Source organism: Mesorhizobium sp. WSM1343 (genome assembly GCF_055901535.1).
The window spans coordinates 5,883,757-5,898,018 of sequence record NZ_CM148370.1; the positions used below are offsets into that span (position 1 = coordinate 5,883,757).

The following is a 14,262-nucleotide window of genomic DNA, read 5'->3' on the forward strand; positions in this document are numbered from 1 at the left end:
AATAGCTCTCCTGACGGGCTTTGCGGTGGCCGATCCAACTCGCCAGGAAATCGGGCACCCAACGTTCGTTCCGGAAAAAGTCCTCGATGTTCCGCCCGCACCTGCAGTGCTGGATGCAATCAATCGAACAATGGGACCGCCACGCGACCAGGAACCTCCTGGCGAGTTGGCCTAGCCATCACCATCCCGGCATGGATACGGTTCCCGGACAGGGCGCCAGACACATTGACGGCTCTCGCATTGGAGTCGCCCAGATATCGGAAGTCTCAGCGAGCCGGTATGTCGCTGTCGACATTCTCGTAGCTTTGAGGAGCAATTATGAACCTGAAGAGATCCATGCGTGCTGTAATCCTCACTGGTCACGGCGGTCTTGACAAGCTTGAGTATCGTGAAGACTGGCCCGTTCCGACGCCGGGCGCTGGAGAAGTGCTCGTTGAGGTCGGCGCATGCGGCCTGAACAACGCGGACATCAATACGCGCACGGCTTGGTATTCCAAGCGTGTCACTGACGGCATTACCCCCGTTACTGGAAGCGCCGGATTTGCCGATGCTGAGTTTGACACAGGCAGTTGGGGAAGCTCCGAGATAAGCTTCCCGCTTATTCAAGGTTCCGACGTGGCGGGCAGGATTGCCGCGGTCGGTGGGGGCGTGAGTTCTACTCGGATCGGCGAAAGGGTCATCGTGGATCCCTGGCTTCTCGGTTCGGGGGACTGGATGAATCCTTCGAGCGCCATCTACTTCGGATCGGAATGCAACGGCGGCTTTTCTGAATTCACGACTATACGCTCCGAAAATGCGCTTCGCGTTGACTGCGATTTGTCCGATGCCCAACTCGCAACGTTCCCTTGCGCCTACGCCACGGCAGAGAATTTGGTGGCGCGCACAGGCCTGAAGCCGGCAGAAATCGTCGTAATCGCCGGCGCTTCTGGGGGCGTGGGAACTGCTGCGATCCAGTTGTGCCGATTGCGCGGAGCTCGGATCATCGCAATTGCATCACGGTCCAAATCGAGCGTTTTGAAGAAGCTTGGCGCCGACGCCGTGGTCGATCGCGAGACGCCGGAAATGTCCGAGGCGATCCGAACAGCGGCCGGCGGCGCCGTCGACGTCGCGCTCGACGTCGTGGGAGGCCGCATCTTCCACCAGCTCGTCCGTGCCTTGCGCCACGGTGGACGCTATTCGAGTTCCGGCGCCATTTCGGGACCAATAGTCGATTTTGACCTCAGGCAACTCATCTACAAGGACCTTCAACTGACCGGTGCGACGATCGTGCCGCCGGGAACAGCAAGGCGATTGGTCGATCTGATTGAACGTGGCTTCCTGAGGCCTCTCCTCGCAGCGGAGTATGCACTGCCGGATCTCGCAAAGGCGCAGCAGGCTTTCATGGAAAAGCGCCACATTGGGAACATCGTCGTTACCGTTGCGCGTGGGACATCCACGTGACCTACTGCGCATCATCAAGAACGCGCAGCACACGATCAAACAATCCAAAACCCTATCGGTATGTTTAGAGAGGATTCCGTTGGGAACGCAGTAATCCGTCCGCTGACATCCGCTGCTGCGGCTGACACGTCCGATCGGAACTCGGCAAACTCATCGCTGGCAATATCGGAGCCCTGACCTAGTACGCGTCGCCAAGGAGACGCAACCAGGCTGCTGGGAAAGCAGCCGGACGACAAATCGTCCCAAATCCTTCTCGCCACTGGAGAGTCATCTATGCAGTATAACAAGGACTTGACCGATGCCCTGGAATTCGTCTGGGGCGAGGGCATTCTTTCGCCGGGCGGTCCGGAGGAGGTCACGCAGATGCTGGAGGGCGTCGACCTTTCGGGCCGCCGTGTGCTCGATATCGGTTCCGGCCTCGGCGGCATCGATGTGCTGCTGGCGGCCCAGCACGGTGCGGCCGCGGTGGTCGGCATCGATGTCGAGCCGCAGCTGATCGAATCGGCCCGCCATCTAGCGGCCAGGAAGGGGCTCGCCGGGCGCGTCACCTTCCAGCTGGTCAAACCGGGGAAGCTCCCGTTTGCGGATGCCAGCTTCGACGTGGTTTTCTCCAAGGATTCGCTGTTACACATCGCCGACAAGCGGCCTCTCTATGCAGAACTCCTGCGCGTGCTGAAGCCTGGTGGCTGGCTCATTGCTGCTGATTGGCTTTGGTCGGAGGGCGCCGCCGAGAGCGCGGTCGTTCTTGCCTGGCTCTCGAAGTTGCAATTGAAATTCGCCTTCACGCAGCCCGCGGACGCCCTTCAGGCGCTCATCGACGCAGGTTTCGCCGAACCAAGGGTCACCGATCGCCGCCACGAACTGCAGGAGGTCAACCGCAACGAGGTAGCGCTACTCGCGGGTCCGGTGCGCCAGAAGCTTGCGGCGATCGTCGGCACGGAGATGGCCGAGAGCCGTCTCTCCAGTGCCAAGGGCCGCCAGGCAGCACTCGATTCCGGCTGCCTCATCCCTTGCTATCTCAGGGGCCGTCGCCCGACCTAAGGCGGTGTCCCCCGTTCGTCTGCGTATTTCGCAAAAACGGGACAGTCGTTCCGCTAAATCGCGGACAGCAGTGGAGTGCACCCCCAGACTGAGACAAGGACAATCGCGGACACCGTCCCGCGTTCAAGCTATGCCGCCTTTTCCATCCGTCGTCCACCTGAATGCTTCTGTTCGTATTCTTCCGGCGTGAGATAATCGAGCGCCGAATGTAGGCGCTGCGTGTTGTAAACGGTATCGATGAAAGCGCCGATGCGCCTTCGGGCATCATCTGCATCCTTATAGGCGAGACCTTGCACCTCCTCCTGTTTCAGGGTTTTCATGAAGCTCTCCGCCTTCGCATTATCGTAAGGATTGCCGACACGGCTCATTCGCCTGGATACCGTGACGGTTCAGAAGTTCGGAGTACGCTCCACACGCGTATTGGGCGGATTCAAGCGGTCGTCGCAACACCAATTGTGTTCACTCACGACAGCAACTCGTCAAGCGCCTCTGCCGGTGTTTTCCAGCCCAGAGTTTTTCTCGGTCGGGCATTGAGGGCCGCGGCCACGGCGGCGATCTCGTCGGCGCTGTGGACGCTCAGGTCGGTGCCTTTCGGGAAGTACTGACGCAGCAGTCCATTGGTGTTCTCGTTGGTGCCACGCTGCCATGGGCTTTGCGGATCGCAGAAGTAGACTTGGACACCCGCGTCGATCTTGAGACGATCATGCTGAGCCATTTCGGCTCCCTGATCCCAGGTCAGCGAACGACGCAACTCTTCGGGCAAGGTGATGATGGTGCGCGTAATCGCGTCACGCACAGCTTCAGCTCCGTGTCCTGCGAGAGCAGGGCCATTCTTCGTGCGCGGAGCTTCGCCATGCCCCGCAAGTCGGGGAAGATGCAGCAACATCGTGAAGCGTGTCGTACGCTCAACCAGCGTGCCGATCGCCGAACTGCCAAGACCAAGGATGAGGTCTCCCTCCCAGTGACCCGGCACCGCGCGATCGACCGCTTCGGCGGGGCGTTGACTGATCATGATCTCCGGTGAGACAAAGCTCTTGCCTCGCCCGCGTACGCGCGCCCTGGGGACCCGCAACACGCGCCCCGTTCTCAAGCAGGCCGACAGTTCGCGGCGTAGCGCTCCCCGGCCCTGGACAAAAAGGGCCTGATAGATGGCTTCGTGGCTGATGCGCATCGTCTCGTCGTCCGGGAAGTCGATCGGCAAGCGTCGGGCAATCTGTTCCGGGCTCCAGGCCCTGGCCCATCGCCAATTCTTTCGCGGGCCATGCCGGCGGCCCTTCCACGAAACGGCGGGACCAGGAACGGGAGCGCCGCTCGGGGTCATGACGACGCCGGCAAGTCTCTGCTCCACATAAGTGCGCAAGGTCGTGTTGAGCGCAAGCTTGGTCGGTTTGGGCCGACGGGCCGATCGCTCGGCATGCCATTGGGCTGTCGATGCACGATACTCCAGGCCACCGCTGCGCGTCGCGGCATTGCGTCGTAGCTCGCGGGAGATGGTCGAGGCGGATCGGCCAAGTTGGCGCCCGATCTCGCGTCTCGAAAGGCCCTGAATGCGAAGTAGTGCGATCTCCTCACGTTCCACAAACGAGAGGTACCGCCCGGACGGCGGCTTGGTCGAAGATCTGAACATCGCTGGTGCCATGCCGCCCGCCTGTCGGAACAATCTGGTACCGACAGGCTGCGACATACCAGCCGCCAATGCAGCATCCTCGCTGGTCATTCCTTGCGCGATCCCCAACCAGAATCGCTGGAGTTCAGATCGTCCCGCTACTGGCGGCCGTCCCGGTGACGGCAGCGGCGCTCGTCCAGAACGGTGTGACCGTCGCTTTTGAATGTCCATCGCAACCTCCTTCGTTTAGGTGTTGCGACGACCGCTTGAATCCGCCTTGAACCCCGCGGTCGGAATGATGCACGAGGCTCCCGGGTTCGGGCCGGCGATCAGCGATGGCCATCTCGAGGGCCTCGATGGCAAGGCTTGCTCTGAGGTGCGTATCCAATGCCCAGCCGACCACCTTGCGGCTATAGGCGTCAAGCACAACGGCAAGGAAAGCAAACTCCTCAGCCAGATGGAGGAAAGTGATATCGGCAACCCATAGCTGGTTGACCCCACTGAGGATCATGCCCCTGGCAAGGTTCGGCACGACTTGCCAACCATGTCTCGAGTTCGTCATTGCGGGAACAAAAGGTCTCGCCCGCAGGCACAGCAGATTGTCTTCACGCATGATCCGTAGAACGCATTTATGATTGACCTGCCACCCCTCCCGCCGCAGCAGGGCTGCGATCCGGCGGTAGCCGTAGTGCGCGTTGCCGAGAGCCAGCTTCTGAATGAGATCGCGCAAACCTGTCTCGGCCCGACGCGGTGCGGAATCCAGCCAGTAACGGTAATAACTCGCGCGGCTGACGCCAGCGAGCCAGCACATTCTATCGATGTTGAATTCGCCTTGCGACAGACCGGTCGTCATTTTTTCGATGACCCTGAAGATCCCGTTTCGCCAGAAGCGTTGCTCCGACGATGATCTCCCTCGAAGTGCCGCAAGGCTTCTCGAAAAAAATCGAGATCGAGTTGCTGTTGCCCGACTTTCTGCTCCAATTCCCTGATCCGGCGCCTGGCCTTGGTGAGTGCCTTTTCCTGAGCCGCCGGCACATCAACTGCGCTCTGCAACTGCGCGATCCCGTCAGCTCCTGCTGTCGATCTGGCCGGCCGGCCGCGCCGGCGTGACTTCAGATTACCGCGGAGTCTGAGTTGATCACGCCACTCGTAAAGTCGTTGGCGACTGATTCCAACCTCATCCGCCAACTTGCTGACAGTTTCGCCCGCCTCCATGCGCTGGAGAAGCTCCAGTTTTTGGTCCTCATCAATAACTCTTTGCCGTCCGGCCATGCCCCAGTTCCTCTCCTTGCGGGGAACTGTCCGCGATTTTCCTTGTCTCAGTCTGGGGGTGCACTCCATCGCTGTCCGCGAATTAGCGGAATGGGTGTCCGCGAATTTCTGAAACACGCAGTTCGTCATCCGCTGTGCTGTAACCTATCGCGGTACGGGTCATGCTCGCATTCGCCGTTCCGACACCACATTCTTTGAAACGAACTCAGAACATGGACCCCTCTACGTCTGGTGGGGTCGCGCCTCAGGGTTCGCCTTCTGCGATGTAACTGCGCGCCTCCTCACGCGGGGCGCAGCGAGCTCAAGTGCTGCCGTCGTCCTCGCCTCAGACGGCGACGACTTCGGGCGTCGTTTGCCTTGGTTGGGGGCGCTGGCACCGCTGCGTCGTCCCGCACTTTGAGCTTCTCGACTCCTCCGTGCCCGGTCAGATGCATGGCTGTCATCGTTTTCAGAGCTATGGACTATGCCCCTCTCTGGCGCATCAGCTGAGCTCGTCGTTCAGTTCAAGAAGTGCCGATGGGAGGATGTGTCGGGATCTTTCCTCCGCGGTACCCTGGCCCTTGCCAACCACGTCTGGCATCTGCGGCAGCCCAAACGGATGGCTTCGGCCAGCGACAGGACCGGTGGGCCGCGGTCGACATCCCGCCGCCCACGGAACCCGACCAGGATTCCTCGGAATGGCCGCCAAGGATCGTCGCAGCCGAGATGTCGGAAAGGAGGTGCCGGATGCCGTCGGCTATGCCCGCCGCATAGTCGCCAATTAGGTTCTGCGGAACGACGGGCTTGTTATGTTCGTCGCGGATGAGAGAACGGGCACCGGAGAACGCCAAATAGTTGATGTCGTGTCCCGCCCTTGCCGCGTGAGGCACGTCACGGCCGTAGCCAGTGATCTCGCAGAGCACCAGCCGAGAATTTGCGGGATTTCAGGACGCCCCAGCCAAGGCCGAGACTCTCGAGCTTGCCGGGCCGCATTTCGCTGATGAAGACGTCCGCGGTGCCGAGGTGCCGAAGCGTTCGAGCAGATCAGCCCGATCCGTCTTCGACTTGAAGTTCAGCAAAAGACGAGATTTTCCCCTGGCCAGGGCGCCGTTGGGACCGCCGCGTCCCGCGAGCATTGGATCGCCATGTCGATCACCTGATGCTGCCGGTCAAAGCGGTCTTCACCCTCGAGCGTCACCAGCGACAATCAGGATCTGGTCACTGATCTTCGAGATCTGATGTGCGAGAACAAATACTTCTCCTAAGCCAATCGCGAAATTGACCAAGTTGGCTTCCAGCCTTTTCCGTCAGATTGTTGGCCTAACTGTTTGATCCCAGGCTTTGATGGGGCATCCTTATCCTCCGAATCGAGGGATGCACTATGGGCCAAGTTCTTCATGGGAGCGCCACGACGACAGAGGCAATCCGTCGAGCGATACAGCATAGTCAAGAGAGCCTGAGGACGCTGGCCAAGCGCTACGGCATCAATCAGAAGACTGTCGCCAAATGGCGGGAGCGGACTTCGGTGACCGATCTGCCGACCGGTCCGAAAGAGCCGAGATCGACGGTTCTATCTGTCGAGGAAGAGGCCGTCATCGTCGCCTTCCGCCGGTACACGCTGCTGCCGCTGGACGATTGCCTCTACGCCTTGCAGCCGACGATCCCGCACCTGACGCGTTCGTCCTTGCATCGCTGCCTGCAACGCCATGGCATCGGCCGGCTGCCGGATGTCGAAGGCGACAAGCCGGCAAGAAAGAAGTTCAAAAGCTACCCGATCGGCTACTTCCACATCGACGTCGCCGAGGTGCGCACCGAACAGGGCAAGCTGCACATGTTCGTCGCCATCGACCGCACCTCCAAGTTCGCTTTCGTCGAGCTGCACGAGAAGGCCACTACCGCTGTCTCTAAAGAGTTTCTGCTCCGGCTGATCGGCGCAGTCCCCTACAAGATACACACTGTACTCACTGACAACGGCATCCAATTCACCACGCCCGGCGCCGGTGGCTCGGCCGTGCCGCTGATCAAGGAAGCAATGGCAAACGGCGAGCTGTTTCGGGCGCACGCCTTCGAATACACGTGCGCCAGGAACGACATCGACCACCGCACGACCAAGGTCAGGCATCCATGGACCAATGGCCAAGTCGAGAGAATGAACCGGACCATCAAGGACGCCACCGTCAAGCGCTTCTACTATGAGAACCACGATCAGCTCCGGCAGCACCTCACCGACTTCGTCGCTGCGTACAACTTCGCCCGCAGGCTCAAGACCCTCAAGGGCCACGCCCTACGAGTTCATTTGCAAGGCATGGGCTGCGCAGCCAGAACGCTTCAAGCTTGATCCGCTCCAGCAAATGCCGGGACTAAACACCTAACCGCTGAAATGTGATCCGCCAGCCCACGTATTGCCCGGCGGTCAGGCTAGCCCGAGGATCGCAACAGGCTCACCCAGGATAGTCTCGTTGACCTCGACGCCAAGCCCCGGACCGCAATCGTCCGGCAGGCGTATCTCGCCATTCACAACAGCAAGCGGGTTCTTCACGAGCGGCAGATTGTCACTGACGTAGTCGTAGAGGCCGAATACCAGATTCCGGGGCAGCGTATGGCCAAGGTGTGTCACGCACGCGAGGAGGATCCCGGAGCCATAATAGTCCTCAATCCGAACCGGGATACCGAGTATGTTGGCAAGCTGCATCGCCTGTCTGGTCGCCTCGATGCCGCCGATGCAGGATGTTTTTAGCGACGCGACATCGAGTAGTTGATCCTCCACACCCTCGAGGAACCGCCGAGGGCTATCGATCACCTCGTCCAACATGATCCGAACTCCGGTGCGCTTGACGACCGTCCGGCACTCCTCGTAGCTTTCGCACGGATTCTCGATCATCGGGGAGAGTTCGCGCAGCGCCTTGATCACTCGGATCGCATCGTCGACGAGCCAACCGCGATTGGGATCGTACCAGAGGCGTTCGTGAGGGAGAGCGAGTTCTTCCACCATCCGGATGGTGGCTATGTCCTCGTGCACTTCTCCGGCTCCGACCTTGACCTGAAAGCGCGAATAGCCCTTCTTTCGCTCGGCTTCGAACGCAGCGATCGTCTGCTCGCGCGTGCCGATGCGGATTACCGAGAGAACGGGGGCGGATTCTGAAACGCGTCCGCCCCACAGGTCGATCAACGGCACGCCATGCGCCTTGGCGGCGAGGTCCCAGAGCGCCATCTCCAAGGCGGTCTTTGCGTTTCCATGACCCCTGAGCGCAGCGGATATGTCCCGTAGGATCGCCGCCACCCGCCGGGGATCGCGGCCCAACACCACGGACGCGACGTGACGGATGCCCTCGCGTGCGCCGGCGGACAGTTCCGGCAGATAGTACGGCGGCGCGGAGGAAACCTCGCCCCAGCCAATCAGCCCGCTGTCCGTCTCGATCTTCACGACGAGCACATCGAGCGCTGGATTGATCGACTGGCTGGCGACGTACCGGGTGAGTTCCATGCCGACGTCAATCGGCACGGAGTAGAGTGTTATCCGTTCGATGCGCATGGGTGTTACCTCTTCTTCACGGCGATACCTTGGCCAGCAACCGCCGGGATTTCGTGTCCGGACTGCGCTTGGAGTATCTGTTCGAGCCGCTCCGCGACCAAAGGCCGCCAGTTCTCCGGCCGCCGCTCCGTCAGGTCGAACCCGAGACACTTCACCTCGTTCGTGGCTGCCAGCTCGTTCGTCTCCGACTTCCAGATGTGGTGGAAGAGGACGAAGCGCTTGTTGTCCACGCCGATGAGCTGCGTGGTGACATGGATCGGCGTGCCCAACGCCAGCTCGTTGATGTAGTGAACGTGGTTTTCGACGATGACGTACTCATGGCCATCGCGCGCTTCCATCGTGCTGTCGGGACCGTTCAGCCAGTTCCAGAAAGCCCAGTTCGCGTGGTCACCTATGGTCAAGTAATGAGCGACATTCACGTGCTGGAAGACGTCGATCCACTCTTCCCGAACGTCCGCCCGGAACAGCGTAAGCGGCGCTTCGATCTTGCCCGTCCAAGGCAACGGGGCATCATAGACTTCCGCCATTGTCAGCGTCCTTTCCAGTTGGGTGCGCGCTTCTCCGATAGAGCCGCCATTCCTTCGGCTGCGTCCTCGCTCCCATAGACGCGTCGGTACACGGGCAGATCGGCCTCGCGCATGATCCGGTAGGCTTCCCGTTCTCCGTGCCCTTCGGTCGCCCGGTCGATCTCCTTGATCGCCTGCAACGACAGAGGCGCCGATGCGGCGATCCGATCGGCAAGCTCGCGCGCGGCCGACAACAGCTGGCCGCCGGGCACGACCTCATTTGCGAGACCCCAGCTCTTCAGCATATGCGCGGTGACTTGCCTCCCGGTGAAAAGCATCTCCATTGCTATGGGCCGTGGAAGTAGGCGCGGAAGACGGATCACGCCGCCAGCATCGGCAATGAGACCAATGGCCGCTTCCGTGAGGCCGAACTTCGCATGCGAGGCCGCGACAATCAGGTCGGCGGCCAGGGCAAGCTCGAACCCGCCGCCGAGTGCCAGCCCGTTCACCGCCGCGATGACGGGCTTCTTCAGACCCCAGTACTCGGTGAGGCCCGCGAACCCGCCAATGCCTTGGTCGGCGTCCGGCGATTCGCCCTCGGCGGCTGCCTTGAGATCCCAGCCCGCGGAAAAGAACCTGTCGCCGCTGCCGGTGATGATAGCGACCGAGAGGCTGACGTCTTCATTGAGGGTGCGGAACGCCTCGCCCAGTTCCTTCGACGTCGCGGCGTTGATGGCGTTCGCCTTCGGCCGGTCGAGAACGATCTCGAGCACGCGGCCACGTCTTTCCGTTCTAACTGAGGAACTCACGCATGCCTCTCCATGATCGGTTTTCCAATAACATCCATGTCGACGTCCACCCCAAGACCCGGACCACAGTCGTCGGAACCTTGACGCGACCGTCCACAAGCCGGAACGGGTTCTTCACCACCGGGACTTCCGGCAGGTGGTAATCGTACAGGCCGAAGCATGCCACCTTGGGCAGGCCCTGAGCGAGATGGGCGACGGCGGTGGGTGCCAGGCCCGTGCCGTAGAAGTCCTCGATGCGCATGGGGATGCCGAGCCATAGACCAAGCTCGGTCAAATGGCGGTGCTGCGGGACACCACCTGTCGAACCCATCATGAGGACGGCAACATTGATGATGCCGTCACGGGCGGCGGCCCGGATGAAGCTCGGCTGGTCCTCGATGGCTTCGTCGGGCATGAACCCCATGCCCGTGTGACGGGCGACCGTCAGGCAGTCCTCGTAGGATTCGCAGGGCTGCTCGAAGAGGGGCGCGATGTCGTGGCATAGCGACATGATGCGAATGGCCTGGTCGATGGTCCACGCGCGGTTGGCGTCGAACCAACAGCGCTCGCCTTCGCGCACGTCGCCCTGGCAAGCCCGGATGCGGGCGATTTCCTCTAAAGGCGAACGGTCGCCGATCTTGATCTGGAAGAGCTTGTAGCTCCGAGCGCGGAAGTCCGCGATCTCGGCAGGCTGCTCCTCCGGCGTACCCGTGCTGACGAGGCACAGGACAGGCATGTCGTCGACGACCCTGCCGCCCCACAGGTCAACTAGCGGCAGACCCCTAGCCCTTCCGACGAGGTCCCAGAGAGCCATGTCGATGACCGACTTCGTCGGCTTATGTCCGCGCATCGCGAAGACCATCTCCTCCATCCGTGCGCGGTGGTTGCGTGGATCAGGGCCGAAAAGGATCGGGGCGATAAGGTCCAGACCCGCGACGTGCGTCTGCGGCGACGTCGGCAGGTAGTAACTAGGCGGGGGCATCGTCTTGCCCCAGCCAACGAGCCCTTCGTCCGTGCGATGCCCAGAACAGTCGTTTCGAGCGGTGATCTTCACTTCTAGTCCTGCACTTTGGGAGGCAGGAGGACGATGCTGCCGACGTGCTTCTTCGCGAAGAACTCCGACTGAGCGGTGTGGATCTGATCCAGCGGCCAGGACTTCGTGCTGAACGGTTTGATCCGGCCGGAGACGACCAGGTCGATAAGCCGCGGGAACGTGTCGCGCAGGTAGACCGTGGAACCGAACAGCGACAGGTTCTTGAGATAGAGCGTCCGCAGGTCGAGATCGACCTTCGGGCCTCCGATGGCCCCTGCTGTCACGTAGCGGCCACCACGGCGCAGCAGCTTCAGGAGATCGGGGAACCGGTCGCCGCCGACCACGTCTGCGACGAGGCTAAGCTTCCTGCCGCCCGTAATCGCCAGCACCGCGGAGACGAGGTCCGGTGTCTCGCGGTCGATCACGTGATCGGCGCCGAGTTCGGAGACGTTCGCTATCTTCGACTTGCCCGCAACCGCAATGGCGGTCACGCCAAGAGCCTTCAGGATCTGCACCAAGAACGTGCCGACACCGCCGGAAGCGCCTGTGACGAGCGCAATATCGCCTGCCTTCGCGCCGGCCATCGAGAGCATGTTCATGGCCGTGCCGCCCGAACAGGGAAGGGTCGCAAGTGCCGCATCCGAGAGCGGAAAGTCCTTCGGGATCGAGACAGCATTGACGGTCGGGACGGTGGTGAACTGGGCGAACGCGCCGTCGTGCTCGGACCCCAGGAAGCCTGCGCTGTCGAATCCTTCGACATCTTCCGGATCGCGGATATAGGGATCGCAGACGACACGGTCCCCGATCCGTCTCACGTCCACGCCCTCGCCGACGGCCACGATGTAGCCGACGGCGTCGGCGCCCTGTATGCGCGGGAATGAGAGCCCGCCCTCCCAGTCACCCATGCCCTTCTCAGCCACCCCGAAACCGCTCTTGCCTCCTTCCGCCGTGGTGCCCGAACTGACCTGCTTGTTGTACCAGCCGGTGCGCGTGTTGATGTCCGTGTTGTTCATGCCAGCGGCAGTCACGTTGACGAGAACCTCGCCGGGACCAGGCTGGCGAACGGCAACGTCGTTGCGAACGACCAGCTTGTCGAGGCCGCCGTGACCGACGAGGTGCACGGCCGTCATCTTGTTCGCTGTCATGTTCACGCTCCTCTCACGCGCATGAGCTGTCGGCTTATGATGTGACGCTGTATCTCGGAGGTTCCCTCCCATATGCGCTCGACGCGAGCGTCACGGTAGATCCGTTCCAGCGGCAGGTCGGCCATTACACCCATGCCGCCGCAGGTCTGGATGGCCTGGTCGGCCACGCGCCCGAGCATCTCAGAGCACCAGACCTTCGCCATGGCGCAGTCCTCGGCGATCGTTGGCGCGCTCTGGTCCACCTTCCACGCCGTGTTCATCAGTAGAAGGTCGCCGATGCGGATGTCGGTCGCCATGTCGGCAAGCGGGAAGCTGATTCCCTGGAACTTGCCGATCGGCTGTCCGAACTGCTTTCGCTGGGCCGCGAAGTCGACAGCGACCTCGAAAGCACGTTCCGCACGGGCAACGCAAACGGCGGCCACCGTCAGGCGGCCTGGCCCGAGCCAGTCACTCACCACCTTGAAACCCTCGCCTTCGCCGCCGACCATCTGCCAGTTTTCGACGCGGACGCTGTCGAAGTTCAGGATGTTGTTGTAGTAGCCGCGGTGACCCATGTGGTCGTAGCCCGTGGCGACTTCGAGACCTGGAGTGTCGAGGTCCACGAGGAAGCACGAGATGCGCTTGCGGGGACCGCTCGACGTCTCTTCCTCTCCAGTAGCCGCGAACAGGATCACGAAATCTGAGTTCTGGGCATTCGAGATGAAGTGCTTCGTCCCGTTGATGATCCAGTCGCTGCCGTCCTCGACGGCACGGGTTTTCATGCCCTTGAGATCGGAGCCTGCGTCCGGCTCCGTCATGGCGATGCATTCCCGCTTCTCCCCCCGCATCACGGGTTCGAGGAAATGGGCGATCTGCTCCCCTTGGCACGCCGCTAGGATGTTGTTTGGCCGACGAACGCACTCGGCCAGGGCCAGGGATGCCCGTGACAGCCCTTTTTCGACAAGCGTGAAGGACACGCAGTCCAGTGCGGCTCCGCCCACGCTTTCTGGCATATTGCAGGCGTGAAGTCCGAGTGCCATCGCCTTGCGGCGGATGTCGAGTTCCAGTTCGCGCGGCAGTTCACTCGTCCGCTCTAGCAACGCCTCGTGGGGGATGAGTTCGGTTTCGCAGAAGTTACGGGCCGTCTTGGAGAGCATCACCTGCTCTTCGGTCAGCGAGAAGTCCATCCGTCCAGCTCTTCGTAACGAGAATTGGCGTGATCGAGGGCAGCCCGGAGTTCCTCCTCAGCAGTCATCCGACTGAACTCCGCATATTCGGGCATAGGCTGTGCGCCCATAATGGCAACCTGCTCAAGGTAGTAGTCGGTCGCCGTCCTGAGCCCCTGCATCTCGTAGCCGCGGTTCAGATACATCTTGTGCATCTGCTGCATCTCGCGCGGCAGGCGTGCCATCAAGGTGGCCTTGCGGCAGGTCGCTTCCGCGAGTTGGTCCGGCTCGACCACCTCCGTGACCAAGCCCATTTCCTTCGTCTGGGCGGCGGCCAGCTCCCGGCCGGTCAGCAGACGGTCCTTAGCGGTCTTCAAGTTCACCACTCAAGGCAGGAACATGCAGTGCCCGAACACGCCATAGCGGACCTCGTTGTAGCCCATTCGGGTGTCGGAGGTGACGATCGAGACGTTCGCAGAACAGAGCTCGAAACGCTTGCCCATGGCGTAGTTGTGGATCGAGACCGGCTTGGTGACGGTCCAAGGAGTGGTGAACTCCTCCAACTGATGGACGTAGTGAGCGCGGTAGTCGTAGATCGACGTGCGGTCCTCCGCGGCATCTTCATCAAGATTGTGTCCGGCGCAAAATCCCCGGCCGTTGCCGCGGATGACGATAAAGGCCTGCCTGTAGTTCGGCGAATCATCGCATTCAGCTTCTCCGGCCTGTTAAGCGTCAGCCAGCAGACGTGCTCGGCGTCCACCTCGTAGACAAGGTG

At 61.4% G+C, this 14,262-nt stretch carries 15 protein-coding genes and 1 pseudogene; 3 read left to right on the top strand and 13 right to left on the bottom strand.

Annotated features, from left to right (window positions below; translation table 11 throughout):
- Positions 1 to 318 precede the first annotated feature (318 nt).
- Positions 319 to 1,440, top strand: a complete 1,122-nt coding sequence (locus AC0NIL_RS28640; protein ID WP_287300738.1) for an alcohol dehydrogenase family protein — start codon at positions 319 to 321, stop codon at positions 1,438 to 1,440.
- Between the two features lie 273 nt (positions 1,441 to 1,713).
- Entirely contained in the window at positions 1,714 to 2,481 is a 768-nt protein-coding gene (locus AC0NIL_RS28645; protein ID WP_473574162.1) for a class I SAM-dependent methyltransferase, read from the top strand.
- A gap of 128 nt (positions 2,482 to 2,609) precedes the next feature.
- Here the strand turns inward: AC0NIL_RS28645 and AC0NIL_RS28650 are convergent, their stop codons facing one another.
- From AC0NIL_RS28650 to AC0NIL_RS28670, 5 genes are all read right to left on the bottom strand, one after another.
- Complete coding sequence (locus tag AC0NIL_RS28650) at positions 2,610 to 2,801, bottom strand: IS3 family transposase (protein ID WP_474048295.1); 192 nt, start codon at positions 2,799 to 2,801, stop codon at positions 2,610 to 2,612.
- Positions 2,802 to 2,944: 143 nt separating this feature from the next.
- Positions 2,945 to 4,318, bottom strand: a complete 1,374-nt coding sequence (locus AC0NIL_RS28655; protein WP_473574161.1) for an IS30 family transposase — start codon at positions 4,316 to 4,318, stop codon at positions 2,945 to 2,947.
- Positions 4,233 to 4,940: an IS3 family transposase gene (locus tag AC0NIL_RS28660; protein ID WP_473574160.1), complete on the bottom strand. Its 708-nt coding sequence runs from the start codon at positions 4,938 to 4,940 to the stop codon at positions 4,233 to 4,235. The genes AC0NIL_RS28655 and AC0NIL_RS28660 overlap by 86 nt, the downstream gene beginning before the upstream one ends.
- Positions 4,937 to 5,359, bottom strand: coding sequence for a helix-turn-helix domain-containing protein (locus AC0NIL_RS28665; RefSeq protein ID WP_473574159.1), 423 nt, complete (start codon positions 5,357 to 5,359; stop codon positions 4,937 to 4,939). Before AC0NIL_RS28665 ends, AC0NIL_RS28660 begins: the two co-directional genes overlap by 4 nt.
- 503 nt (positions 5,360 to 5,862) lie before the next feature.
- Positions 5,863 to 6,261, bottom strand: a complete 399-nt coding sequence (locus AC0NIL_RS28670; RefSeq protein WP_474048297.1) for a CoA transferase — start codon at positions 6,259 to 6,261, stop codon at positions 5,863 to 5,865.
- 458 nt (positions 6,262 to 6,719) lie between these two features.
- Between AC0NIL_RS28670 and AC0NIL_RS28675 the strand changes: the two are divergent.
- Positions 6,720 to 7,710: pseudogene (locus AC0NIL_RS28675) on the top strand (IS481 family transposase).
- Positions 7,711 to 7,751: 41 nt separating this feature from the next.
- On the opposite strand, the gene AC0NIL_RS28680 reads toward AC0NIL_RS28675, so the two are convergent.
- Genes AC0NIL_RS28680 through AC0NIL_RS28715 form a run of 8 tightly spaced genes read right to left on the bottom strand, consistent with a single transcriptional unit; the run spans position 7,752 to position 14,050 of the window.
- The gene (locus AC0NIL_RS28680; protein ID WP_473574228.1) at positions 7,752 to 8,870 is read right to left on the bottom strand and encodes a mandelate racemase/muconate lactonizing enzyme family protein; all 1,119 of its coding nucleotides are present in this window, start codon (positions 8,868 to 8,870) and stop codon (positions 7,752 to 7,754) included.
- A 5-nt stretch (positions 8,871 to 8,875) separates the two neighbouring features.
- Positions 8,876 to 9,397, bottom strand: coding sequence for an acyl-CoA thioesterase (locus AC0NIL_RS28685; RefSeq protein ID WP_473574229.1), 522 nt, complete (start codon positions 9,395 to 9,397; stop codon positions 8,876 to 8,878).
- Between the two features lie 2 nt (positions 9,398 to 9,399).
- Positions 9,400 to 10,149, bottom strand: coding sequence for an enoyl-CoA hydratase-related protein (locus tag AC0NIL_RS28690; protein ID WP_473574230.1), 750 nt, complete (start codon positions 10,147 to 10,149; stop codon positions 9,400 to 9,402).
- Between the two features lie 19 nt (positions 10,150 to 10,168).
- Positions 10,169 to 11,218 (bottom strand): mandelate racemase/muconate lactonizing enzyme family protein, encoded by a 1,050-nt coding sequence (locus tag AC0NIL_RS28695; protein WP_473574231.1) that lies wholly within the window; start codon positions 11,216 to 11,218, stop codon positions 10,169 to 10,171.
- A gap of 2 nt (positions 11,219 to 11,220) precedes the next feature.
- Positions 11,221 to 12,342, bottom strand: a complete 1,122-nt coding sequence (locus tag AC0NIL_RS28700; RefSeq protein WP_128177388.1) for a zinc-binding dehydrogenase — start codon at positions 12,340 to 12,342, stop codon at positions 11,221 to 11,223.
- Between the two features lie 2 nt (positions 12,343 to 12,344).
- On the bottom strand, positions 12,345 to 13,508 hold the full coding sequence (locus AC0NIL_RS28705; RefSeq protein WP_473574232.1) for an acyl-CoA dehydrogenase family protein: 1,164 nt from the start codon (positions 13,506 to 13,508) through the stop codon (positions 12,345 to 12,347).
- Positions 13,493 to 13,864 (bottom strand): Clp protease/crotonase-like domain-containing protein, encoded by a 372-nt coding sequence (locus AC0NIL_RS28710; protein WP_128177393.1) that lies wholly within the window; start codon positions 13,862 to 13,864, stop codon positions 13,493 to 13,495. Before AC0NIL_RS28710 ends, AC0NIL_RS28705 begins: the two co-directional genes overlap by 16 nt.
- A gap of 9 nt (positions 13,865 to 13,873) precedes the next feature.
- On the bottom strand, positions 13,874 to 14,050 hold the full coding sequence (locus AC0NIL_RS28715) for a hypothetical protein (protein ID WP_473574233.1): 177 nt from the start codon (positions 14,048 to 14,050) through the stop codon (positions 13,874 to 13,876).
- Positions 14,051 to 14,262: the final 212 nt, after the last annotated feature.

Bases quoted from the DNA above. Each gene is read 5' to 3' on its own strand.
- AC0NIL_RS28665 (WP_473574159.1), bottom strand. From the start codon at position 5,359: ATGGCCGGACGGCAAAGAGTTATTGATGAGGACCAAAAACTGGAGCTT.
- AC0NIL_RS28700 (WP_128177388.1), bottom strand. From the start codon at position 12,342: ATGACAGCGAACAAGATGACGGCCGTGCACCTCGTCGGTCACGGCGGC.
- AC0NIL_RS28655 (WP_473574161.1), bottom strand. From the start codon at position 4,318: ATGGACATTCAAAAGCGACGGTCACACCGTTCTGGACGAGCGCCGCTG.
- AC0NIL_RS28640 (WP_287300738.1), top strand. From the start codon at position 319: ATGAACCTGAAGAGATCCATGCGTGCTGTAATCCTCACTGGTCACGGC.
- AC0NIL_RS28645 (WP_473574162.1), top strand. From the start codon at position 1,714: ATGCAGTATAACAAGGACTTGACCGATGCCCTGGAATTCGTCTGGGGC.
- AC0NIL_RS28705 (WP_473574232.1), bottom strand. From the start codon at position 13,508: ATGGACTTCTCGCTGACCGAAGAGCAGGTGATGCTCTCCAAGACGGCC.
- AC0NIL_RS28680 (WP_473574228.1), bottom strand. From the start codon at position 8,870: ATGCGCATCGAACGGATAACACTCTACTCCGTGCCGATTGACGTCGGC.
- AC0NIL_RS28650 (WP_474048295.1), bottom strand. From the start codon at position 2,801: ATGAAAACCCTGAAACAGGAGGAGGTGCAAGGTCTCGCCTATAAGGAT.
- AC0NIL_RS28685 (WP_473574229.1), bottom strand. From the start codon at position 9,397: ATGGCGGAAGTCTATGATGCCCCGTTGCCTTGGACGGGCAAGATCGAA.
- AC0NIL_RS28660 (WP_473574160.1), bottom strand. From the start codon at position 4,940: ATGACGACCGGTCTGTCGCAAGGCGAATTCAACATCGATAGAATGTGC.